The sequence below is a fragment of the Intestinimonas sp. RTP31139st1_F5_RTP31139_211217 genome, from assembly GCF_040226735.1.
GTDB classification, from domain to species: domain Bacteria; phylum Bacillota; class Clostridia; order Oscillospirales; family Oscillospiraceae; genus Intestinimonas; species Intestinimonas butyriciproducens.
Window position 1 is genome coordinate 11,490 of record NZ_JBCOAQ010000012.1, and the last position, 25,081, is coordinate 36,570.

General features: G+C 54.1%; 8 protein-coding genes and 1 riboswitch. All 8 genes read right to left on the bottom strand.

The genetic code is table 11. The features are described 5' to 3' along the window. Positions 1 to 88 precede the first annotated feature (88 nt). Positions 89 to 9,532 carry an InlB B-repeat-containing protein gene (locus ABUA09_RS09515; RefSeq protein WP_349949325.1) on the bottom strand — a complete coding sequence of 3,148 codons (9,444 nt, stop codon included), beginning with the start codon at positions 9,530 to 9,532 and terminating at the stop codon, positions 89 to 91. Between the two features lie 750 nt (positions 9,533 to 10,282). Then, positions 10,283 to 13,882, bottom strand: a complete 3,600-nt coding sequence (locus ABUA09_RS09520; RefSeq protein ID WP_195614343.1) for an Ig-like domain-containing protein — start codon at positions 13,880 to 13,882, stop codon at positions 10,283 to 10,285. A 349-nt stretch (positions 13,883 to 14,231) separates the two neighbouring features. Beyond that, positions 14,232 to 14,477: riboswitch (cobalamin riboswitch) on the bottom strand. A 358-nt stretch (positions 14,478 to 14,835) separates the two neighbouring features. Continuing rightward, on the bottom strand, positions 14,836 to 16,848 hold the full coding sequence (locus ABUA09_RS09525) for an NlpC/P60 family protein (RefSeq protein ID WP_195614342.1): 2,013 nt from the start codon (positions 16,846 to 16,848) through the stop codon (positions 14,836 to 14,838). 3 nt (positions 16,849 to 16,851) lie between these two features. Next, the gene (locus ABUA09_RS09530; RefSeq protein WP_195614341.1) at positions 16,852 to 19,203 is read right to left on the bottom strand and encodes a VirB4-like conjugal transfer ATPase, CD1110 family; all 2,352 of its coding nucleotides are present in this window, start codon (positions 19,201 to 19,203) and stop codon (positions 16,852 to 16,854) included. After that, entirely contained in the window at positions 19,200 to 19,538 is a 339-nt protein-coding gene (locus ABUA09_RS09535; protein WP_195614340.1) for a PrgI family protein, read from the bottom strand. The genes ABUA09_RS09530 and ABUA09_RS09535 overlap by 4 nt, the downstream gene beginning before the upstream one ends. A 179-nt stretch (positions 19,539 to 19,717) precedes the next feature. Then, entirely contained in the window at positions 19,718 to 21,643 is a 1,926-nt protein-coding gene (ltrA, locus tag ABUA09_RS09540; RefSeq protein ID WP_279202086.1) for a group II intron reverse transcriptase/maturase, read from the bottom strand. 678 nt (positions 21,644 to 22,321) lie between these two features. Beyond that, the gene (locus ABUA09_RS09545; RefSeq protein ID WP_502880758.1) at positions 22,322 to 22,693 is read right to left on the bottom strand and encodes a hypothetical protein; all 372 of its coding nucleotides are present in this window, start codon (positions 22,691 to 22,693) and stop codon (positions 22,322 to 22,324) included. Positions 22,694 to 22,747: 54 nt separating this feature from the next. Further along, on the bottom strand, positions 22,748 to 24,577 hold the full coding sequence (locus tag ABUA09_RS09550; protein WP_009261569.1) for a reverse transcriptase domain-containing protein: 1,830 nt from the start codon (positions 24,575 to 24,577) through the stop codon (positions 22,748 to 22,750). Positions 24,578 to 25,081: the final 504 nt, after the last annotated feature.

The window sequence follows — 25,081 nt, forward strand, 5'->3', positions numbered from 1 at the left end:
CACCGGGCTGGCACTGCGGCCCGGTGTGGACAGGTTTCGTTCCCGGGACAATCCGCCTCATTCTCGGAACGGGCAGATCTCTCAGGGATTACTTGTACTCTTTTTCTTTTTCCTGCTTGTCTCTCGTCTTGCCCTTAGCCATGACAACAGCAGCGATGACGGCAATCACGCAGACAACAATTGCAGCTCCGACCGCCACCTTTTGAATCGTTGACAGTCCTGTCCGCTCGGGCTCTGCCTCAACAACGGGAGCAGACGGCTCCTCTTCGACCGGCTCCGGCTCGTCCGACTCGACCGGCTCCTCTTCCGTCGGAGTGGGAGTCGGCGGCGGCGTCACCTCCGGCTGTTCTTCTTCCGGTTTTGTCTCTTCCGCCTGACTTTCCGCCGGGGGAGGATCCTGCTGGGTCTGCGCTTGGCTGGGGCCCTCCTGCACAGGCGTCGTCGGAGCCACAGCTTCCGAATCGCCTGTGTTATCCGGGATTCCTGTATTGCTACCTGTGCCGTCTTCATTTTCTCCGGGGCCTGCCACAGGTCCGGTGCCACTGTTGTCGCCGGGACCCTCGCCCGCCCCATCGCCGTCTCCATCGTCCGGCGTCACAGCAGGATCCTTGTCAGACTCCTCATCGTCATCCTTGCCGGGTTCTTCGGGCTTTACAGACGGCGCTGGCGGCTCTTCAATAAAGCCGACTTGCTCCAGAGTAATGGACACCCTCACCTCTGTTTCGTCGGCCAGCATTACAAGGTCCAAGGTTTCTCCACTGCCATCCGCCGGAATCACCGCTACGGAATATTGATATTCATATTGAGGGCCATACTGCTCATTTTCATAACTCGGGAGCGTCACCTTGAGATCGATGGCCTCATCCGCGCCCTGATAGATGTTTTCCGTTCTGCCGCCGATGGCTGCGTAACCCTCGGCCGGCACTGCCGTTCCATCCAGCTCGACCTGCAGCGTCAACGGGTAAACCTTTGGCGTACCCAGCACAGGAAGTTCCCGCTGGGTCCACACGCCTCGGTCGCTCTCCGCGCCGCCGTCCAGAAGGTAGGCCAACTCACCGCTGGTAAACGACGACAGACTCATCTCCTCTAATTCTCCGCCCTCATCATACCAGTATCCGGTCTCCGCATCCCTGCTCTTCAGCCCATAGCTGTTCTCGATCGTCGTGCTTCCGCCGCCAATCAAGCCCGCTTCCGATTGCGGTGTGCCTGTAATCGTTCCAATCGAGTAGCTGTCCTCGATGGGGGCGGAGTCCGCGACGGTGACGGAGCCGATCAATCCGCCAACACCGTAGTTCCCTCCGCCGCTGATGGGCGCTTCGTTGCCGCAACGGAGGATACTTGCCGTTCCGCCGGCCGAATTCAGCCAGTTGCAGATCCTGCCGATCAGGCCGCCGCAGCCCCCGCGGGATGCGGCAGTGCCCGTAATTTCTCCATAGTTTACGCAATCGGTCAGCTCGACATCAAGACAACGTCCAACAAAACCTCCGAAGCCGTAGACAGAACCAGTCACAGAACCATAGTTCCGGCTGTTCTTGATCGTGCAGCCTTCATTGCTTTGCCCGATGAAGCCGCCAGAATAAGCTGCTCCTGTAATGTTCATGTGGTTTTCTGTATTTTCTATCATTATTTTGTGTGCCATGCCGACAACGCCGCCCGACAAGCTCTGGCCGCCTGTACCGACTAGAACGGCCCCCTCTTCCGTCATACAACTATTGATTCGTGTTCCGCCACCCGCGCCGACAATACCGCCTACACAAGAATAATTTGCTTGCACCGTAATGGAACTGTCTTTCGTAAGCGTACAGTTTTCAATTTTGCCGCCGAACGATGCTCCGGCAATACCACCTATGATATTGCTACTCGATTCCATATTCTCCATCGTCGCAATACAGTTGCTTATCGTTCCTCCCTCCCGGCTTACCTGCACTGTATAAGACATTATATTAACAGTGCCGTCACCGTTTTTACCTACGATGCCCCCGCAAATCTGAGTAAGCGTTTTGCCTGCGCCCGTCAGCACCGCCGTGCAGTTATCTATCAGGCCCAGGTTCATCCCTGCGATGCAGCCGAACACCCTTCGGGTGGCACTGGCGAGGTCGCCCTCTACGTTCACATCGTGCACATAGCCGTCCTCACCGACCTCACGGAAGAGCGGTTCGGTCACAAGCGGGTTCAGGGTAACCGTAAAGCCCCTGCCGTCGAACTCACCCTCAAAGGGCTTGTCCGTGCCCCCTACGCTGACCCAGTCCATGGGCAGGACAATGTCCTGACTGAGGGTGATCACCTTTCCGCTCTGGCTGTCGCCATTCTCCACGCTAATACCCAGATCCCTCAGGTCGTCGGCGTTGCCCACCTCGTACCCGTCTTGGATGGTGACTTTTACGTCCCAATGGGCATAGAGCGTGAACACCCCGTCCTTGGCATTCTCGCTTGTCAGCTCTGTTTCAAAGTTCCATTCCGTACCACCGGTCTGTGCAGTAAACCAGCCAAGGAAGGTATAGGTCTTCTCTTTCTTGTCGGTCTTTGTCCCCTCCCAAGTGGGGGTAGACTCCGGCTGGGTAATCTTGCCGCCAAACTCCACAATCTGCATAGGTACCGCAGCGCTGCCCGTAGCCCCTTCGTCCCGGTTCATGTCAAACAGCACCATGGCGGCCGTATCGCCTGTGGGACGCCAGCAGGCGATCAACTCGATGTTCTCCGTGACGATGGTGCTAAAGTCAAAGGGCTCACTGTCGAGGAATCCTCCGCCTGCTTCACCGGCTACCTTCTTGTCGTACCATCCGGCGAAGATGAAGTTTTCCTTTGTGGGATCTGCTGGCTCCTTCGCCCGTCCGCCGGCGTCAACTGTCTGCTGCTCTACGATACCGGCGCCGCCGTTTAAATCGAAGGTGATGGTGTAGGGGCCGGTGCCGACCTCAGACACCAGCATAAACGTGGGCGCTGCCGTCACGCTGGTCTCCTCGAGGGTGACCGTCGCCGTCTTTCCATCCGCGGAGAAGTCAGGCACGAAATACTTTCCGCTGTCATCCTTCAGCCCCAGCGCCTTGAGAACATAGCCCTCATCCGGCGTAATCGTCAGTGTCACCTGACTGCCCTTCGGGAAATAAGCGCAGGAGGGGGTCACCTTGCCGTGCTCTGCCTCAGCCACCAGCAGGCGATAGACGGGCTTGTAGTTTTCCGTATCCAGAGTGGGGCGATTCTCATCGGTATCCTGCGCCCACACGCCCAGGCGCTGCCCAGTGGCGCCGCCGTCCAGGCGCCAAGCCAACTCGCCGCTCTCGCAGGCTCCATCCTCTACGGGGATATCCCGACCTCCGATCAGCTCGTCTCCCGTCTGATCAGGGACAGACAAAGTCCCTTCCTCGAGGCCTACCAAGACCCGGTGCTTATAGAAGTAGTTGTTGCTGTTCCCGTCGCGCAGGTCTCCAGTGATGCCGCCCACCGACGGGGCAAACGTAGAGCCGATGACCTTGACTTCGCCGATGGAATAGCTGTTCTTTACGGAGGAACTGGTCGCTCCGTTGCATCCCGTGATCCCGCCTACGCCACTGGCGACCGCCTTGCCGGTTACCATTACCACACCGGTGTGATAGGAGCACTCCACGCTGCTGTTGGCCCCCAGGATTCCCGCAACACCGCCTATGTAGGGCTTCATCGTCCCCTGAACGGTGCCCTCATTGGCACAGGCCTTAAAGCTGCCTCCGGTACCCGTAACGCCTGCAACACCACCGACACCGGAACCGCCCGATCCCGTACCCTCAGCATTTCCGCTGACGGTTCCCGTGTTTTTGCAGTTCTGAATGGTTGCGTTCGCCGCGCCATTGGTCATCATGTTGCCGGAGGACACCACGCCAGCAATACCGCCCAATCCAGCAGTGGAATTCGAGCCCGCACTTGAGACAGAACCTGTAACTACGCCCGCATTTGTGCAAGTATGGAACTCTGCGCGCTGGTCTGTTCTGCCGGCAAGGCCGCCCACACCGGCGATGGAATTATATCCTGTATTGACGATACTCCCGTTGACTGCGCCCTGATTCCTGTTCTGATAGAACCTGGCATAGGTGCCTGCGGCACCCACGATACCGCCTATACCAATCCTTGCACTGTTGATGGTACCGTCAAATTCCCCAGCGATTTCACCTATGTTTACGTTTGCGTCAGCGTCTCCGGCATCGCCGGCGCTTCCAAAGTCGGTGTAATTGCCCACCGACCCGGCAATGCCGCCGACATTTACTGTGCCTGAGACCCTTCCTGTGTTTGAACAGGCTGTAATTTTGTTATATGTGCTTGCATTTCCTGCTCCGGCCAGTCCGACGATTCCTCCCGCGGCGGTCCCCGTCGCAGTGATATCTCCGGTATTTTCACAGGCATTGAGGGAAACAAACGCACCCATTTGCCCCGCGATTCCACCCACGTTGGATTCACCCGATACGGCACCTGCATTCCGGCCACCTGCGATCCCAAAGGGATTTGCGGTCGTCCCTGCGGCAGTCTGTCCCACGATGCCGCCAACATTAGACGTCCCCGTGACCGCGCCATAGCTGGCACAGTTCTCGATGCTCACCGTGTTCGCCGCAATATAACCGACAACACCGCCGGTCTGACTCTGTCCGCTTACCGCTGACTCATCGCCCTCAGGCATGCCAAAGGTGAGCCCGGACAGTGTGCTGTTTCCTGCTGCCGTACCGACGATGCCGCCGGTCGCTGTTCCCAGGCTGACGATTTTGGTGCCGGCCACCGTCAGATTCTTAATGGCGGCGGCACCGCCGATATACCCGAACAGGCCCTGGTCTGCCTTATTGGACGAAAGGGTCAGGCCGCTTATCCTGTAACCCCCGCCCTCAAAGGTTCCTTGGAACGGCGCCGCCGCAGTGCCTATCGCCGGCCAGTTTCCACCAACCATAGCGATGTCACAGGCAAGCAAAAGGGTCTTCCCTTCAAAACTCACGGCCTCCCGGCCATCCAGCCCGTTTACCAGATATGCCAGGGCCTTCATCTGCGCCTCGTTGGCGATCGCAAAGGTGCTCGACTCCGGATTTGTATCATACCACCTGTAATCAGGGAGAACATCCAGTGCAACGGTGTAGACGCCGCTGTAATTCGCCGTGATGGGACCGACTGCATAGACCGCCGTGGTCTTATCGTCCGTTGTCTGCCGGGATTCTTCCGTGATCTCCAGGGGGTTGAGGAAGCTGATGCCGTACACGGTGCTCCCCAGTGTAACGGTTGTTATTTCAAATTTCTCTCCAGAGCTTACGTATACCCAGGTCCTGCCCTCGGCATCCGTCTCTCCGGGCACACCGAAGGAACCGTCCGTTACGGTGACTTCAGCACCTTCCGGCGCAGCCTCCTTGGCCAGACTCACTTTGAACACAGGTTTGTTTGCAAGCAGCGTCGGCAGCTTGCCTTTTTCCTGACCCCAGGCGCTGTTGCGTTCCCCATCGCCACCGCCCAGCAGCCAAGCCACCTCTCCAGAGAAGAACTGGGCCTCCGTCTTGGCGTTTTCGCCATCTTTTTTTGCCAGCGTATAGGTGTTTTCATAAGTGACTTCGGCGTCCGCCTCCACTCCGCCGACCAAGGCGTTGCCGCCGTTTACATCGGCATAGGCGTAGGAGAAAGTGAGCGTCAGACTCTCGGCGACACATCCGGCAAGCCCGCCCACATTTGTGCCGCCTGTCACTGTAATGACGCTGTATTCGCCCGCCGCATAGCTATACTGCACGGGGCCGTCACCCCAGCCCATAATACCACCAACATAGCTGGAGGTATCCGAGCCGACAACCGAGGCTGTGTTATATCCATAAGAGACCGTCCGGGTTGTGGACGAGGCGGACTTTAGATATCCGCCCAACCCGCCGATATAGTCGCCCGTACCGGCAACTGCGGCAGTATTCTTTACACCGGTCGCCAGAGTGTGATTGCCCAGCGGGCCATACGCCGCACCTACAATGCCGCCGACATAACTGCCGCCAGTAACGGCACCGTGGTTTTCCGCGGTATGCAGCGCCCCTGTGCCCCTGGAAAGACCTGCAATGCCGCCGACGTAGTCGCCGCCGATGACCGCGCCATCGTTTACCGCCGCAGTGAGCGCCGCGCCATTCTCTCCGCTCTGTGCATCTGCGGAGGAAGCGCTCCCGACCACACCGCCAACGTAATCGCCTTTGGCTGTAATAGCGCCGTGATTGATGTTATTGGCCGCTGCAGTAGTTCCTCTGATCGCGCCCGCAATACCACCGACATAGCTGCCATCTGCACCTATGTCACCGTAGTTTTGGTTATAAGAGACGGCGGCATTTTCACTGTGATAGCCCACAATACCACCGGCGTAATCTCCGGTCGCATTTACGGGCCCGTAGTTGATATTGGTGGCATTGTTCGCACCGATGGCGGCTTTTCCGCTGCCCGCAATACCGCCGACCCTGCTGCCGCCGTCTACCGCGCCATAGTTTACCGCTTGGCTGACCGCCCCGGCTGCATAGCCTACAACGCCTCCGATGTCGTCGCGTCCTGTTACGCTGCTGGTCGGATTCGAAGCCTTTTCTCCCTTTAGGTCGGCGGCGTCGCCAAACACCAATTTCGAGATGGCGCCGGAAGAATAGCCCACGACACCGCCGACGTAGTCGCCCTTCGCACTGATCTTCCCTGTAAAGGTAAGCTCGTCGAGCGTCCCGGAGGAATAGCCCACGATACCGCCAGCATAATTCCCCAGACTATGGATATCGCCGTTCACGGTAAGATTGTGGATCGTTCCAGCATTATACCCAAACAGGCCCTGATAGTCCCCCTCTGCAGGCGCAGCAGCGCTTCCGATCTTCAGCCCATTTAGAGACTTGCCCGCACCGTTGAAGGTGCCTCGGAAGGGGTTGGTTTCGGTTCCGATAGGCGTCCATGCCTCCAGACCGCTCAGGTCAATGTCTCCAGCTAGGGACACGGTTTTCCCGCCAAAGTCATTGCCTTGGTTGACCAGATACGTAAGCCCGATCAGCTCGTTTACCGACTTCAGCGAGAATGACTGCTCCATGTCGGAATACCAACTGGTATCGGCTCCATTGAGCGCCGCGTCGCCCAGCACATAGGTAATTTTTACATCGCTGTCCACCGTAATGGTTTCATTGATCGTATTTGCAGGCGTGATTTCCGGAGGCGGTGTGACACCCGTTATGGAAACGCTGATCTTATCTGTCTGGTGGGACAGGGTAAAGCCAACCTCAGTCCCTTTTGCCACATAGATGATCTTGGCGCCCGTAGAGCTCTCCTCCAGCACACGCTCGCCAGCCTCACCGGAGAATGCCGTATTTACACCCGTGTACCCCGTTATCATAGGTGTAAGTCTGACTTGATAGACCGGGTCCGCAGGCTGGTCCGCCGTCCCGATGACAGGGTAGTATTCCCCCTGACTCCAAACATCCTTGTGCTCAGAGGCTCCATTTAGATAGTACAGGACCTGACCGTATTGGAACGCCTTGGTCCCAACGGCCTGTCCCTTAAGCCCTTCTACCGCGGCATTGCTCAGATAATAGGAGTTCTCCACCGCGCCGCTGCTTTTTGTTCCCGTTATCCCAAAGGTCGCCTTTCCATCCTTGTCGGTATAGTAAGAAAAGCTGTCTTTTACCACGGCGGGCAGATCGCCCGCAATACCGCCGACGTACTGTCCGTCCGCATAGACCAGCTCTCCCAGGTTGCAGTTGTTCTCAACCGTGAGCGCACTGCTGCGTCCATAAGCCATAATTCCGCCGGCACGGCCTGCAAACAGCACGCCGCCGACCTTGCCCGTGTTTGTATTCCCGGTCACCGCAGCGCTCGCCACCGAATAGGCACTTGAGTTGCCGAGAATGCCTCCAAGATACCCACCGGTAATTTGATCGCCGGCAGAAATCATTCCGCTGTTGGTGCAGTTTGTGATCGACCCGCTGCTGCCGCCGAATTCACCGACAACACCGCCTGCCGGGCTATTATTATTACTGACGGTAATATTGCCGCTGTTATCACAGCTGTCTACCTCGCCTCCAGCCATATAACCCACGATGCCGCCCATATATCTGCCGCCGGAGATCTCGCCTTCGTTCTCACAGTCTTGCAGCCGGCCCGCGCTCATATGTCCAACGATCCCGCCGGAGTATCCATTGGTGTCGCTGATCGCCCCCACATTCGCGCCGTTGGAAATCGTTGCCGTCGCGAGCTGACCGGCCAGTCCGCCCGCACAGTTCCTTGCGCTCACCGTCCCTTCATTCCGGCACTCTTCCATCTCTGCTTTGGCGGCGTAGCCTACAATTCCGCCTGCCGTGCCGCTTGAGGTTATCGCGCCGGCATTTGTACAGCTGGTAAATACCGCTTCGTTGGACACATATCCCGCGATACCGCCTATATTATTGGAAGAACCCCTTACATCGGCCTGGTTTGTAAGGCCGCTCAGCGTGGCCGTACCTCTGACATAGCCCGCAATGCCGCCTACATTCTGGCCGCCCTCAATGTTTCCGGCAACGGTCAAATTTTTGACCTCAGCCGCATCGATGTATCCGAAAAGGCCCGCGTTGTTGGCGGAGCTGGCGACGGACAGGCCGGATATGGTATAGCCTTTCCCGTCAAACGTACCCTTAAATGCCCGTTCAGAGGTGCCTATGGGCGTCCAGGCATCGCTCCCCAAATCAACGTCATTTTCAAGTGCAAAGTATGTGTCCTCATATACCGACGAATTTTCGCCGTTGATCTCTACCGCCAGCTTAAAAAGCCCAGCCGCATCACGAATGACATAGGGGTCGACGCTGTTCCCGGTGCCTGTCCAAGCATCGGCTACCTCCTCCGAGAGGAGAGAGAGCAATTCCGTCAGCTTTGCATATTCTGCGGTTGTAAGCGTGGTCTCCGTGGTCTCCTCGGTCTCCTCGGTGGATTTGCTTTCAACCACAGCGTTGATACTGAAAAGGCCATAGCTGGACATGGCCTTGGACATAGCTATTGGTTTTATGCTTCCCGCCAGGGAGGGCTCTCCTACAGAAGCCGTCTCCTCCACGGGAGCCGTCTCCTCCACGGGAGCCGTCTCCTCTACGGGAGCCGTCTCCTCCACGGGAGCCGTCTCCTCTACGGGAGCCGTCTCCTCTACGGGAGCCGTCTCCTCTACGGGAGCCGTCTCCTCTACGGGAGCCGTCTCCTCCACGGGAGCCGTCTCCTCCACAGGGGATTCATCCGGCATCATCCCAAAGGAGATAACCAAGTCGTTTATCTCCAAACACTCGGCAAGAATCGCCCTTCGCTCAGATTCACTTAGCCCGCTTAGCTGCTCAGGCTCCGGCAACGCGGCAATCCGCAGGCGCACCTGCTCAAGCATCCGTTGTATCTCATCCTCGGAGGGCTCTTCCTCCGCTGAGGTCTGCTCAACACCATCGTCCTCTACAGCCGTCTCATTCTCATATGTGCCGACCAGCCGCCCAGTAGAATCCCCTCCCAGTGCATATGCCGCGGGAATCGCCACCTGGGAGAGCGCGAGTACGACGCACATCAGCAGGGAAAGCAGGCGTTCCATTCTCTTTTTCTTCATGTTTCACACTCTTTTCCATCCACGAATTTGTCTCCACCGCACCAACCAGGGACAAATCTCCCGCCGGGCGGCAGAGCACATGCCGCCTTTCCTTGGGCAACCAGGCCCTGTATCAGCAGCATTTTCTCAGGACAAACACAATTCTCTCCCTTACATAAACGCACCTCCAAATACACCGTCCGTCCAGAGGCGCGGGGGACCGTTTTCCCCTCAAACACTTCGACACAGATAAGTAGCCTCACATACAATCTGTCTGACTGCATGTGAGGCCAATTACCCGTAGTCGGATAGTCGTTCTCCTGTGCTCGCGCCCGCGGGATATCCCCGCGCATCTGTCAGCCCAGCCTTCCCCGCGCCGTTTTAAGATACCACTCTCTCTACGCTCGCCAGTGACCGACTCGTCGCCCTTGACGGCTCCTGCCGTCTGAGAGCTGACAGATTTCGTACTCATACTAACGCTTACAGTAACCAGTGGCCGGCTAAGGTAAATCATCGCCTCCACTGAAAGCCGTCTCCAGCGTACTACGCTGGTTCCTCGCGCCGCAGGTCTTTACACCCCGCGACACCTGACCGCCCCGCGCCATAAAGACGCTTCGGGGCAAATTCAGCCTCTGTTCTTATAAAGTTGTATTCCCAGTTCTCCGCCCGGGGCTTCCATTACATACCTTCCGCCCCTTAACGGGAACCTCTATATTTATCGGTGCGCAGACCGATAAATACATACTTATCAGGATGTCTCTTCATCCTATGTTACGACGCCAGCTTTTTCAACATGTCTTGCGCTTCCCGTACAGACACAGTGGCATTCGGCATGAGCATATTTCCAGCACTCCTGCTGACAAGGCCCTCTGCCACCGCCCAGGACATCGCGCGCTCCGCCCATGGCGCCAGTACGTCCAGATCCGCATAATTACTCAGATCGGCCCGATTTCCTACGCTCATACCTGCCTGTTCCGCGTAGCGATAGAGCATTGTCACAAGCTGTTGCCGGTCAATGCCGCTTTCCGGATTCGCGCCGTCGGTAATCCCGGCAGAAATTCCCCACTCCATCGCACCTGTGGCGGTGTAGACATCGGCACCGGTCGCTTCCCGTTCCAGGAGTGCCACAAACTTTTCCCGGGAGAGCTCTGTATCCGGCGCGGAGGCTCCCTCTGCAAGCCGAATCGTAATCTTCAGACTGTCTGTATCTGTAGGGGGATTTCCAGCGTACTCAGAAAAGGCGCATTCGAGTTCGATTACGGTGCCATCCTCCACCGGTATCGGCGCTCTGGGCTTATAAGTCTTTCCATTGCTGGTATAAGTGAGGATTGCCCAATAATTTTCCTGAATGGCCTCCAGCCGTACCTCCTCGGCCGATGCGGGAAGCGTATAGGTATAGTCTGTGACGCTGTTGTCGAATGCCGGGGACAACTCTCCAAATGTCTGGTAAAAGCGCAGACCCGTGATCTCGGCACTGCCGTTCGACCAATCACAGCCAATATCCGCACCAACCTGACAAGTATTCTGCCAGCGGATAAAATCTCCGTCCTCAACCTCAAAATCCGCAGTACTGCTGTTGATATACCAGTTGTTGAGCGTAATCATCCAGCCAGATCCCGCCCCGGAATCGAATTCTCCAAACGAATCAACCTGTGTCCCGTCGGACAGCTTAAAATTCTGAATGGCGGCCAGATAGAATGCATTCTCAAGCGAGCCGGTGTTTGTATAGCCGATATCCAGCGCATCCAAAAGTCTCAGCGTGACTTCCGCAATATTGTCACCAGTCTTATAGGGAACCTGTGTAGGAGCAATGATCACACCCAATGGCGTTTTGAAATCTGCATCATCGAGCCGCACCCCGTAATCCTCAAAGCTCACGGTCACATACCCGTCCGTCTCCTCTTCCGTCAGATCAAAGGTCAGCCCGGCTGTGGGATAGTAACTTGTCGTATGGGTTTTGCCAGTCCCTACCGTTTCTGCAGCGGAGACATCCCCCGTCTCATTCGCCTGCTCCGGTGTCCATCCTTCAGGGGGCTGGGAAACCTGAATCGTGATGTCAGGCAGCGCAGTGTCCTTCATGCGCAGGCTCGCCGCATTGAAGTTTGCCGGAACCCCAACGTCGGTGAGTTCACGGTGCTTCCCATAGCTCGACCCCATAGAGGTAAGGGAGAGCTTGCCGCCGGTCAGCGTAATTGCTCCAGACGCGGTTTCGGGAATCTCCACCTTAAATAGATTTGCCTCAGGCTCAATGATGTGGTACTGTATCCCGCCGCTGCTGTATTCCTCTCCATTCCATTCGTAAGAGACATGGGTCGTGGCAGGGAAGCCCGGATTATAGATGCCGGAGAATTTAGGGATTGGCATATAGAGTCCCCGCAGACTCACGGATACCGTATCCCCGGGGTAGATCTCGTCGCGCCCCTCTACATTGTTATTGGTAATAACATCAAGTTGCGAACCACGAACCACGCGGTAATCCGTAACTCCATCCGCCTCTATGCAGATCACATTATTTCCAGGCTCGATCGGCACACGGAAGCTTTTACCGGAAGCAGGCGCCTGTCTCCACTCGCTTATTTTCCCCCCCAGGACAGAGGCCACAGAGACTGTCACGTCATTCCCATCCGGGGCAATGGACATCTCGCCACTGTCGCCCAGAAAATAGCAGACGTTGTACTCGGCATCCCAGTCGACTCCCGATATCTCTTTGTATTGGTCACCCACGGTCACCACAAATACCCCTGTACGAATGGGGTCGGTGGCGCCGTAGAAACCGCTGGTGGCCGTCATCCACATGCCCTTCCCGGCGTCGTTTACATCCAGCGCGTCGTAGCTTACCTCGACAATGGCCACCCCTTCCTTCTTTGCGGTGACCCAAGCCCAGTTATCGCCTGCGTTGCCTCCATCCATTGTCTCAATGGAGATGATGTCCTCTCCAGAGACAACATGATAATGGAAATCCGGCTCGACCATGATATTATCCGTTATTGTATGGATAATCTGCCAGGCCGCGCGGTAAGCGCGCACCTTATACTGCTCGCCTATGTCCAGCTCCAGCTTATTGCGTTCATTGATATTCAGCAACAGACTACTTTCGCTGAACGCGTCTCCGGAGGTGCGCAACTCTTTCGGCGACCGAGATGCATCAAAGTTGACTTCCAGCCTATCGCCGGAGACATTGCCCACAAAGCCGGCCTCTGTTCTCATGCCTTCCATAGAGACGCGGTAAGTCACGTTACTACTGCGTGTGATATTGAAAACATGGTCTACTGTCCCGTCTCCCAGATCAACAGTCTTCACACTGTCAATCCGTTCAGCGTTAAAGTTGAGCACCTGTGTATATAGGGCCGCTTCCGCCCCTTTCGGAGCGTTAATGGTAAAGGTGGAGGTTTCGTTGAGCTTTGTACCAAAGGTAGCCGCTCCCTCTTCAGGCTGAACTGCATAGTTTCCCCAAATGGTCGCCCCAACGCCATGTTCAACCGCATAATCCTTGGACGGTGTAAACACGTTGTAATAGAGCAGTGCGTTCCCACTGACAAATGCGAGCGTGGGATAGCACTCGTAACCAGCCGAATTTATATAGGGATCGCCCATCGTCGCCACGCCGATTTTGTTCATCAGCCTGACGGAATAGTCCTCAGCAGTAGCTTTTTCCCCATCGTATTCATTTACGACATAGGACTCAATCAGACGCAAATAGATCTTTGTGTCGTCTACGCTCTGATAGGTTCCCCCGCCGCCTTCGGCCGGAATCCGAAAGGCCCCGCCGCCAAGGCTGTTGCCTTTCTCATCCACGGCGCGGAAAGAGTAGATTCCGCGTTCAAGCGTCATCGAATAAACATCATATTGATCGTCGCTCTGTGCATCCTTGGTATACGCGGTAATGGCGCTTTCTTCCCCAAACGTATCCCGGTTATCCGTACCGAATCCCTCCGTCGGATAAAAAGAGATTCCATTCTCTGCGATGAGGCCCTTAGGAATATAGACCTGAACAGCGTACGGATCGTCTGTTACTGTAACGGTACAGGTGCTCTCAGCCGTTGTCCCGTCGTTCCTTGCGGTCTCGGCCGTAATGGTTGCCGTCCCAAGCCCCTTTCCGGTAACCACACCGTCCCCGTCCACGGACGCCACAGTCGGATCCGAGCTGCTCCACTCGAGCTCATCGCTCGCGGTTTCCGGAGAAAATTCAACTGTCAGCGGGAGTCTGTCTCCGATTTGAACGCTCCCGCCTTGTTCAGCAATCTTTATGTTCTCTACGGTTGCCTGCGTGTCTTCGGCAGACTGCGCACTCACTGTTGCCGGCAGAAGTGCCAGACACATGGCCAGTACAAGCAGTACCGCCAGCGGCTTTTTTATTTTTAGTTTCTTCATGTACACGTTTTCCCCCTCTTAGATCTTATGTCTTCTCCATTTGCTCAAGAGCCATCAGCATCTGCTGCTCCAATCATTGCCGCACCCCCATCTGTAGATTTTAACGGCCGGACCCTCTGCACGCTCTTCCTTATCTTCCCTCCCTAGCTTTATTACGATATGGACCGGCGCGGCGGCGCTGTTTTGCCGCTTGTCCTTCCGACGTTTCTCTTTCATGTCTAAAGCGTTTCTTCTTAAAAAGCATGACCTAGTTCCGTTTATTTCCACAAATTGGAAAGAGTGGGCCATAGAAGATTTCTCTTCCACGGCCCACTCTTTCCGTGTTCACTTCCATCGCCTCACTTTCACGGTTCCGGTCTCCAACATCGTAGGTCTTCCGGTTCATACCTTTGGGGCCTTCTTTTAAAAAGGCCCTGCGCTCGCTGTTCTACCTTCTCAGGGTTCCCCCCCCCAATGGCCGACTCACGCCGCGAACAGCAATCTCCGATATATACGGAAATGGCTTTTGCTCCGGATTCTCACCGAATTTCCTCATCCCCGCACCTGCCATTTTCGGCAGCTTTTTCACGGGGGCACGATGCCACTATATTTCTTTGTACCAACTTACTCGGACAAAAGCATACTATTTTCTTTATGGCTTATTATACATTAGCCTGTCGAAAAAGTCCAGCTTTTGTCGGGGACTTTTTCGACAGGCTGCAGCCACGAACCAAATCAATGGTTCGTGGCTGTTTTGCAGTTACAACTATTACAAAAAAGAACGCATAGAGCGCTGTGCAGCTGCGGTGTCAGCACATTTTATTCCGCACAAATACAATGCCGCGTCAAGCCATTCGCTTTCCGGAAACTCCTCCAATGATAGTTCCGCTAAAGCGCACTGCAACACCATGTTGGGCCGAGGAAGATACCGCAGATCAGATAGATATTCACATTGCATTTTCTCGGCCAGTGTATCAAGCAGTCCCATCTGATGCCTCCGCTGAATAAATGGTCGGTCTGGTAATGGCGGCAAAGCCAGATTTTCCGGTAATGACCACATTGTTTGCGCCGCTGGCACAATGGATGACCAGCAGTTCGCCATTTTTATCTCTGCCGCCGACGATGCCGACGTGGCTATCTCCAGGATAAAACACCAAATCACCGGGAGCTGCTTCCTCCCATGTAATGGTGGAACAATAGGTGTGCTGACTGGCTGCGCCTCCGCCATGGCCGATGACACAACCCATTGCATTATTGAATACCCAATCTACAAAACCGGAGCAGTCCAGTCCATAGGGGCGGTAGGTGCCGGTAGTGGGGCTGCCCGCCGCTGTGACTTCTTTCAGCTGTCCCCAACGGCTGTCCCAGCCTATGGCGGAGGATTTTCCTCCCCAGAAGTAATTGACCTTGCCGACAAGAGAACAGGCTGTTTGTACCACCGCTTTTCGCTCCGGCGAGAGGTCTGCCGGAAGCCGCTTTAGAATCTCAGACGCATCAGCGGTGATCGTGACCAAATCACCCACCAGTTCCATGAGAAGGTCACGGTGAGCCAGCAATTCGTCCAACATAGAGATCTGCTGTCCCGTGAAGTCATAGACGGTTTTCATTTCTTCCGCAGTTTTAGGCACGATGACGATCTTCAGGTGCTTCTCCGTCCAGCTATCATCCCGGCCATCGTCGGGGTCACTGTCCGGGTGGTCGATCACATCGACGGTATGGGACACGGTACACATATCCGCGAAAACCACCTTCAGCCGGGAAATCCGGTCAGCATCCAGGGTCGCCACATCGGCGGCGTCAGCACCATCGTTTCCAGCAACCTTCACCGCAAAAACGGCCAGCACCTCCGCCCAGTCCGGGATCGTCCCCTGGAGCGTCATATCGTCGTATGTGTCCGCTGTCTGCAAAGCCATCAGCTCGGCATTGAAGTCATACTGTACCTGAGCCACAGCACCTGACACCGGCACGGTATCGGGTGCTGTGCTTTCTCCTGCGAACAGAATGCCAAACGGTGAGGCGGTGATAGCGCCAATGACGATCACTACCAAAAGCACCACCTGCACAGCCGCGCCACCGCCAGCAGCCATGATGGAGCTGACGGCAGAGGCCGTCGCACGACCTACCGCAGCACCGGCCCGCAGGGCCAGCTGACCACCGTCCTTCGCCGCCTGAGCCGCCTTTTTTGTGGTCTGCTCCAGCATCTTTTGCTGGGTCTTGCGCTGGACGGCCTGCCTTGCCTTTCGTGCGTGGGTTGCTCCTGGTGAGAATATTCCCCTTTGACCGTGGACGGTCTGCTTGACCCCCATAGGCGGATGCTTGACGGAAACGCTGGGTCCAGAGCGGATCTTTTCAGAGTGTCTGAAGGAAGAGGCGGCAGTTCTTTTTTCGGCCAGTTGCCCCGCCCGTTGCTGCTTCTGTATGGTACTCTGCACCATCTTTCGCCGCCCACGCTCCTTTGAAGTGGGCGGCGAAAACACGCGGCTATCCCTGGGTTGCTCTGATGCAGATGGAAAAATGCCATCCGATCCAGATGCTGTTGGCATAGTCGATGGGCGTAGCTTGACTTCTGTACTCCTTGCCGCTTCTAACCGACGCTTTTGGGCAAACTGCTGTCTGGCCCGCTCCATCGTGGGTTTTGGGGCCGTTGAGATGGGTGGTTCCGAGGTGGTCTCCGGGGCTTGGGTATAGATCTCTGGAGATACCGGGTGTTCCTGCTGCGGGGCGGTTCTGGGCGGCTGCGCCTGATTTTGCTTCCGTTTGTGTCCGGCCACACGGCGCATCCCGTCTGCCGCCGCAACAGTCCCACGCTTGCCGGTACTCTCCACCTTGTCCGTCGCATATTGCACTGGATTTTTCTGCCCCGGCTGGCGCTGCTGCTGCCTGTCTGCAAAGGGCTGTTGCAGGATGGCAGCGGCCTCTTTGGGGATCGCGCCTTGCTTCCGGAGCTTGGGTCTATCCATCTGGGGCCGGGTTTTCAAATCGGCCATGGCTTATCCCTCGCCCGGTTTGGTAGTCATGAGCCGATACAATGCCGTATCCTTGGGCAACTCATTGATAAAGGGAACGATCCCTCCGCCCACTTTGATCAGGCCGTGGCCTGCCGGGGCATCGCTGACATAATCCATTTGGGTACTGGAGGTCCCCAGCAGGCGGGACAGTTCGTTTCGGTCTGTGGCCGCCTGGTTCAGCATCAGCAGAAATTCACTGTTGGCGAACATCATACGGGCCGTATCAGACAACAGACATTCCTCCACATTCTGCGTGATACCTGTCAGTGTAGCTCCGTATTTACGAAACCGCTTCCAACATTTGTACAGAAATTCTCCGCTGTAACTGTTGATGCTGTGACTGCCGCCCATGCCGCCTGCAAAGAACAAATAGATCTCGTCGATGTAAACGTGGGTCTGTTTCTTTTCTCGCCGGTTGCGGATGACGCGGTTAAAAATAGCGTCCAGCATGACCAATAGGCCAATGGGTTTCAAATTCTCGCCCAGGTCCAGGATGTCAAAGCAGAGGATGCGGTTATTGGTGTTGATATTGGTCTGGTGGGCAAATACATCTAGACTTCCTGTGGTGAACAACTCCAGTGCCAGTGCAATATCATGGGCCACTGGCTCCTTCTGCATCATTAGATCCCGATGCAGGTCCTTCAGCGTAGGCGGGGCACCCTGATAATTCTTGATATACTCCTCATAGATATTGCCGGCACAGCGGTCGATGATGGACTTCTCCTTCGCCCCCACTTGACCGCTTCCCATAAGCTGCTCACAAAGGGACATGATGAACTCGCTTTTCAGCACCAGCGGATTCTTTCCGTCGCCATACTCCGAGGACAGGTCCAGGGCGTTGATATAGCAGTTTTCCGCGCTGGATGCGGAAATGGTGATGACCTCGCCGCCCAACGCCCGCACCAGAGGCCCGTATTCCCGCTCCGGGTCTACCACGATCAGGTCATGGTCGGTGGACAGAGCCAGAGAAGTAAATTCCTGCTTTGCCGCCATGGACTTTCCGGAGCCGGACACTCCCAGAATAAATCCGTTGCCGTTGAGGAGATTGCCCCGGTTGCAGATGATAAGGTTATGGGACACGGCATTGATCCCGTAATAGATACCGCCCTTGTCCTGGATCTCCTGACTTTTGAAGGGCATCAGCACGGCGGTGCTCTCTGTGGTCAGTGTCCGCACGGCGTCGATCCGCCGCAGGCCGTAGGGCAAGACGGTATTCAGCGCATCCTCCTGCTGGTACTTGAGGGTGGCAAACTCGCATCCCCGCGTCCGGGACAACAGGGATTCCGTGTCCTGGTCAAGCTGTTCCAGACTGTCCGCCAGATGGGTCAGCGTCACCACACCGAACATCATGCGCTGGTCGCGCTCGGTGAGGTCGTCCATGTACTCCTTGCCCACCTTCTGCATCTGCTCCATCTGATAGGGCAAATTAGCGGTGAAGTTATTATTGGAATTCTGCCGCTGCTGCCAGCGGTTGGCGTCGGAGTCCACGGACATGATGACCTTATCCACCATCTTGATGGCGTCGTCCATACCGATGGGCACGATGTCGATGGAGAGCATCATGTTCCGGGGATAGTCCATCAGTTCGGTGATCATATCATCCCGGATGAAGCTGGCATAATCCCGCAGGAACAGGGTACGCCCAAAACAGTCTCCCATCTCATAGTGGTCCTTCTGGAACAGGAGACTGTCCGGAGCGATGGCGTCCAGAAAGCCGTGGCCCCGCTGCATCGTTTTCGTCAGGTCAAAGTGGTACTCCTGCTCCTCGCCGGGGCGGAAGAAGTCATGGAACAGGCGCAGACGTTCACTCAGGCTGATCTCCCGGATGGCAGAATCCATGCGGGACAGGCTGGTGGTCAGATCGGTACCTACCCGGTTAAAGAAAGCTTTGGCCTCCTCTACATTTTTTGCCTCGGTGGAGATGGTGATATACTTCTCCTGGATGAGATTATTGCTGTCCGCCGCCTTATCGGATAGGATGTCGTTGTACTCCACCCGGAATTGGTCCAGTCCATCCCCGTTGAAGGACATCAGCAGTGTGTGGGCAAATTCCTTTTGATTGAGCCTGCGGTTGAACAGGGTGATCTTGGCCGTGGCGTTGACCGGCAGCGCATTGAGAAAGGTGCAGTACGCCATAAAAAGCTCCATCTGCTTTTCCGGCGAGGCAACCTTGTAATTGACGTCAAAAAAGCGCCAGGTCTTTGAAAACCTGCCGCTCACCTGAAAGATACCGTCTTTATAGACACGCTTGATGGGGATGGACCTCTGAACGCTTTTGGGGATGGCAAAGGCATCCCGTTCAGAGTTGTGCTTTGCTTGAAATAGCTTTATCAATGCCGTTTTTCCTCCTTTCCAAGCTGCATGAGGTAGTAATTCTCTGATCTCCATACACGGGGGCCAGCCAGCAGAAACGAGGTCTTGAACCACGCCCAGAGAAACCGTTCCAGCGTCATGCCGTTATAGTGAAAGAAGCCTGCTGCGGCAATGGGGGACGCACCTACGATGCAGACCCAACTGACAGTTTCTCTGCCCAGCACGCCATGCAGACAGAAGTACAGCCCTACCGCCGTCCCCACTGACAGCACCGCACAGATAAACTGCCGCAGAGACAGGCCGAAGAAAATCGTTTCCTTATAAGTTCGTATCTCCTTGTTGATTTTGATTTCCATATTGTTACTTCCCCATTCTTGTTATAGACCAAACATTTCCTTTGCGATGTGATCGGCAGTCTTGACCAGCCCCACCAGCACCAATAGCGATAGGTAATCCTTTGATGTTATCGCTGGATTTTCCCCCGCTCTAAACCGGACGTGAACCCTTTCGATTCATCCGGCTTGCCATCAAGGTTTTAGATTGCGTCATATCTCAAACAACTCTCAACATTTGCAAGACTTCTAAGTTTATTCAGTTTTCTTAACTGCTTGGGGTCAAGGTTTAACTTTTTGAGATATTTCCTGATTACTTCGGGATCTGTTGCATGAATAAGGCGGTGGACATCTTCGATGACCAGTATCAGGTTGTTGTATTCGTCCGTGCCGCCAAGGTGCCTCGGCCTCTTGTGGTGACAATGAATATTTCCGATTTGTAGCTTTTCTCCTGTTACCGCACACCTGCCGAACTGGGCGCAGAATAGTGAAATGCGGTTGTCGTTGTAGCGTGTGGAACGATTTGAGACAGGATTACGCATGAGATAGTGCATAATATTTTTGTCAATCTCATGCCCCAATGCCTTATGAATTTCTGCCCGCCCCTCTGGTGTATAGCTGTTTATGACACGTTTCTTCATTCTCGGAAAATCGTGCTTCACATACCCAATCGGAGCAAGCGCATATCCATTGACAAATCGGAGTTGTTGGCTGCTGCCATAGCGCACCTTTATATAATCAGGAATTTCGCAGCTTAATTTTCGCTCCTTAACTTCTTTTGCAGTTCTTACTCGTTCTTGTAGTCTTGACTTTAGGCTCTTTTGGACTGAAAAGGCCAGCTTTCTTAAATCACGGCTAACCATTGTTGCCATGCTGTAGTAGTTATGGACCCCGAGCACATAGGAATTGTAGCGTGTGACCGCGGCATGTTCCGAACGCTTTCCGGGGTCAGGAAACTCGATTTTGTGAATCAGCCTTTTCAAATCTTCTGATATTTTCTCGAGGGACCTGTCCCTGATATGGCTCCTAACGACATATTTGGTTTTGTGCCCATTGACCCGCTTGACTGCTTTGATGCGGAACCCCAGAAATTCAGAGTACGACTTTTTCAAATTTGCGATTTTCGATTTTTCTGGGCTTATGTCCAGCCCCAGCCGCACTTTTAGCCATCCTTTCACTGCATAATACAGTTTTTTGGCGTCCTGATAATTTTTAGCGAACAGCTTAAAATCATCAGCATATCGTACACAGGTGACTTCTTTCAGCCGGGTCGAGTTTCGCAGCATCCGATATTGGTTTCCATGATTTTTACTCCCGTTGGGATTCGTTTTCATTGCACGGTATTCACGGGTATGAACTTCCTCCCACTGACTGGCTATCCACCAGTCCAATTCGTTCAAGACGATATTGGACAGAAGCGGTGAGATGATGCCGCCCTGGGGTGTTCCTTTTTCCGGGAAACCGATTCCCGCTACCTCTGCTTTCAGCATAGCGGATATGATACTAAGAAGCTTTTTGTCACGGATACCCAGCGTCCATATTTGTTTCAGCAATTTCCCATGGTTTACATTGTCAAAGAATCCCTTGATGTCAATATCCACAACATAATAGAAATGCGAACACTGAATGTTTTTATTGACTGCTGACAATGCGTGTTCCTGACTTCGATTGGGCCGAAAACCATAACTGTGTTCGTGAAATTTTGCTTCACAAATTGGTTCCAGCACCTGCAAAACACATTGCTGAATCAGCCGGTCAAGAATCGTAGGGATTCCAAGTGGCCGCTTTTTCGTAGGGTTACTGCTTTTGGGGATTTCTGTTCTGCGGACGCTCTGTGGTTCGTACCAGTCCAGCTTGCGATGAACCAGTGCAACCAATTTTTCGTCTGAGCGCCTTTCTAAGTCCTTGATTGTTCTGCCGTCTGTGCCTGCGGTTTGACTGCCATTGTTTGCCTTGATATTGCGATACGCCAACCGTATATTCTCTGGGAGTGCAATGATTTCTACAAGATGCTTAAATTCTCGTCCTTTTGCGCTGTCGGCATATAGCTTATCTTGAATCTTCTGGAAGGCATAATATTCCGCATGACGTAGTTTCTTTTTCTTTGGAGCCTTGTCTTTTGTTGCCATAGTCGGCCTACTTTCCATCTGGATTCGGCCTTTCTTAGTCCTACTCGAACCTATGGAGTTTGCTTGAAATATGGTTTTTCTTGCAATCTTACCCTGACTACAGCCCGTCCCTCCACCGCTTACTTTCTTCACGGCTTCATTGGTACCATGGCTGCTGTTTCATTCCCGATTAAGAAAAGTTATACCGCACCCCCGGTAAGTGGAGACACGATTTTCCTTTTCAACGCTTCTTCGCCCGCAATGGCTCCACGTCGGGAACTTTCCACGTTCCAATACTTCTATTCGATTTCAACCGCACTTAGGTTTCCCTTTAGACCTGTGTGCTGGACGGCGCCTGTAACGCCGTAAGGTGTCTCATAACATGCAATCTTACTCCACCTCACACACGCCGCGACTGCGGCAACAGCCTTTTTGACTGCACTTCATTTAGATCCGTACATTCGGGATTTCGTCAGTGTTTCCACATACTCGCCATATGCGGTTATGAACCCCCGGCCTATTACCCGCGGCCACCTCTGGCTCGCTTTTGCCCTGCCGTTTTTCAGGTCGAACAGGGCGGGTATGTTCAGCCGACTTCAGCGTGCTGTGTCAGTCCGGGAGATTGCGCTCCCTTTCTTCCAACGCAGTATCAGGGGAAGCGTTTCAGGACGTTACTCCTTCATTCCACTTCTCGAAGTATCAGTTAGAGAGACATAGTCTCTCCGTCGGTTTTACCTCGTTGCAGGATTGTTCCCACGTCGAGTTTGTACGACAACGTGTCGCTGCACGCATATTGAAAATGACTTCTCCCAGATAGCTCCACACCTGAGACACCACGGATGCGTCCGGGTCGATTGCCAGTGAACCGCTGGACGCAAATGCTGAGAAGATAATACAGGCCAGCACGATGACCGCCCCCTCCATGCACACGCCGATATAGCTTTTGAGGAAGGCTTTTCCGAAAGAGGAAGTTCCCTCTCCGGCGAAAGAGGACAGGGCGATGGGAGACAATGCCGCGTACAGTAGGGTAAGCGCCCAGCGCCTTGCCGCATTTCGGCGGCAGGTTTCCAAACGCTCCCCTCCGAACCGGACATACACCTCTCAATGTATCCGGCTCTCCAGGTATCAGTCCAGTTTTCCGGCATGCAATTTAACATGGCAGTTATGGCATAGCGCCATAGTTTTGCGCCTGCGCGCAATCATGTGGCGCTCCCATTCCGCCTTTCCTGATAGGTCTTTCAGCTTCCGGATATGGTGGATTTCAATCTCCACATCCGTCGCTCCGCACCACTCACATTGGCCGCCTTTTAGCCGCTGAACAAGACTTGTGTAGCTTCTATTTTCATTTGCCCGCCCGATAATGTCCGGGTTTGTTGCGTCAACATGGGTATCCCGACGCATTCCTTGGTTGTAAAATACAACTGACTTTTCACCGGATTTGCTTTGATAAGTCACTACAAAGTCTTTTCCTTTGGTATATTTTCGGATGATTTTCTGCATGCTCGTTCGGTATTTCCCAGCAAAGGTTTTATACATGCTGTACTTCATCACATAGAGGAAATTATTCAGTACGGTTGCGTTGTGTGCGATACGGTAGTAATTGTACAATCCCCTGATTTCTGCATTGTATTGGTTTAAGATTTCCAGGTCATCCAGATTGCGTAGGCTGGACCTGCAAACTGGTTCCCAGATTTCTTTATTCCCGTTGTCTTTGTCATAGTGGATCTTAAGTGCCCCATAGGACAATAGCCGTTTCAGCCATTTTTCCTTTGGCACATACAACTTGATACGCCCGGTGTAGGAGCGCTTAACGTAGCCCGCTTTGGTGCGGGTACTGTTCTGCTCCTTGCTGGTGGTAATCTGAAAGCTGAGGAACTGGGCAAAGTCTGTTCCGTGCGTGATAAGAGTCTTTTCCTGAGATAGTTCCAAATGAAGCTGCTCTCGGATAAACATTCCCACATCGATCTTGACTTGCCTTGCGTCCGCTTTGCTCCCAATTACTCCGATCAGAAAATCGTCCGCATAGCGGACATACACCAGCCGTTTATAGCTGTCATCCATCGGGTCAACATACGGGATGGTACGCAGATATTGATTGATTTCATTGATTTCCGCCATAACAGTTGCTTTTTGCTCCGGGGAGATTTTACTTTCGTTCCGTTTCAGCCACTCCTGCTTTCCACGCCGCTTATCCAGCGGCTTTTTATAGGCTGGGTTGATACGGCGCTTGTTACCTTGCCGAAAGGTCTGGGCATATTGGGCCATAAACACATCCAGCTCATTGAGGTAGATATTTGCAAGAATAGGGCTGATGATGGACCCCTGCGGAGTGCCGGAATAAGTGTTGTGGTAAACCCAATTCTCCATATAGCCCGCTTTCAGGAACTTCCAGATAAGCCCGATGAAATGCTCATCCTGAATGCGCCTGCGCAGGATGTTGACCAATGCATGATGGTCAACATGGTCAAAGCACCCCTTAATGTCACCCTCGACAAACCATTTGACCCCAGTAAAATTCTTTTGCACATGTTGGAGTGCCGTATGACAACTCCGTTTTGGGCGAAAGCCGTGGGATGTATTCAGAAAAGTCGGCTCGTAGATACTCTCTAGTATCATGCGAACCACTTCTTGTACCAGTTTATCGTCAAAGGAGGGAATACCAAGGGGACGCTTTTTGCCATTGGCCTTGGGGATATACGTCCGACGGGCCGGGGCGGGTTGATAACTAAAATCCTTCAATCTGGCAATCAACGCATTGATACGCTTCATGCCTATTCCATCCACGGTCTTACCATCTGTTCCGGCGGTCATATTGCCTTGTTTGGCTTGTATTTTTTGGTACGCTATCAGATAAAATTCAGGATTGTACAAGTTGCGGTAGAGTCGCTGATACCGATAATTGCTGTTGCATGCTTTGGAACTTAAACTCTCCAATACATTTTGGGGACTTCTCATGGTGTCTCACACACCTTTCCTTTTGTGAATTGGTGATACCCTGCCGCCCTTCGCCATGTACAAGGTTTTCCCTTGCTCGGACTACTACGGCGGCTCCGTTGCCCTGCCGGATATTCAGGTCCTGCGGCCATAGCCATAAATGGCGTTCCGGTTTAGGCAATCTCCGGTTAGATAGCTGGAAACAGCGTGATATGATGTCGGAGTGGGTTTTCGTCCTTTTCCGCTGACTGCGGCTGGCTATCATGGGTATCTCGCAAATCGTGTCTACATGTCACCATTTGCCATGACATACGGCGAATTCAGCTATCCTACGCCGCCGGCTCAAGTATGCCGCCTCGGACTGCCCTTAAAGCAGTTTAGCTTTGCACCTCATTCATATCGTTTCATCTTGCCGTTCAGTAGTGGAATGATAGCTTTCCAACTTACGACGTTGCCAGCATGCTACACTCCCCATCAGGTTTCCCCTCCGGATAAGCTGGCTGATGATAGGAGATTATTTCACCT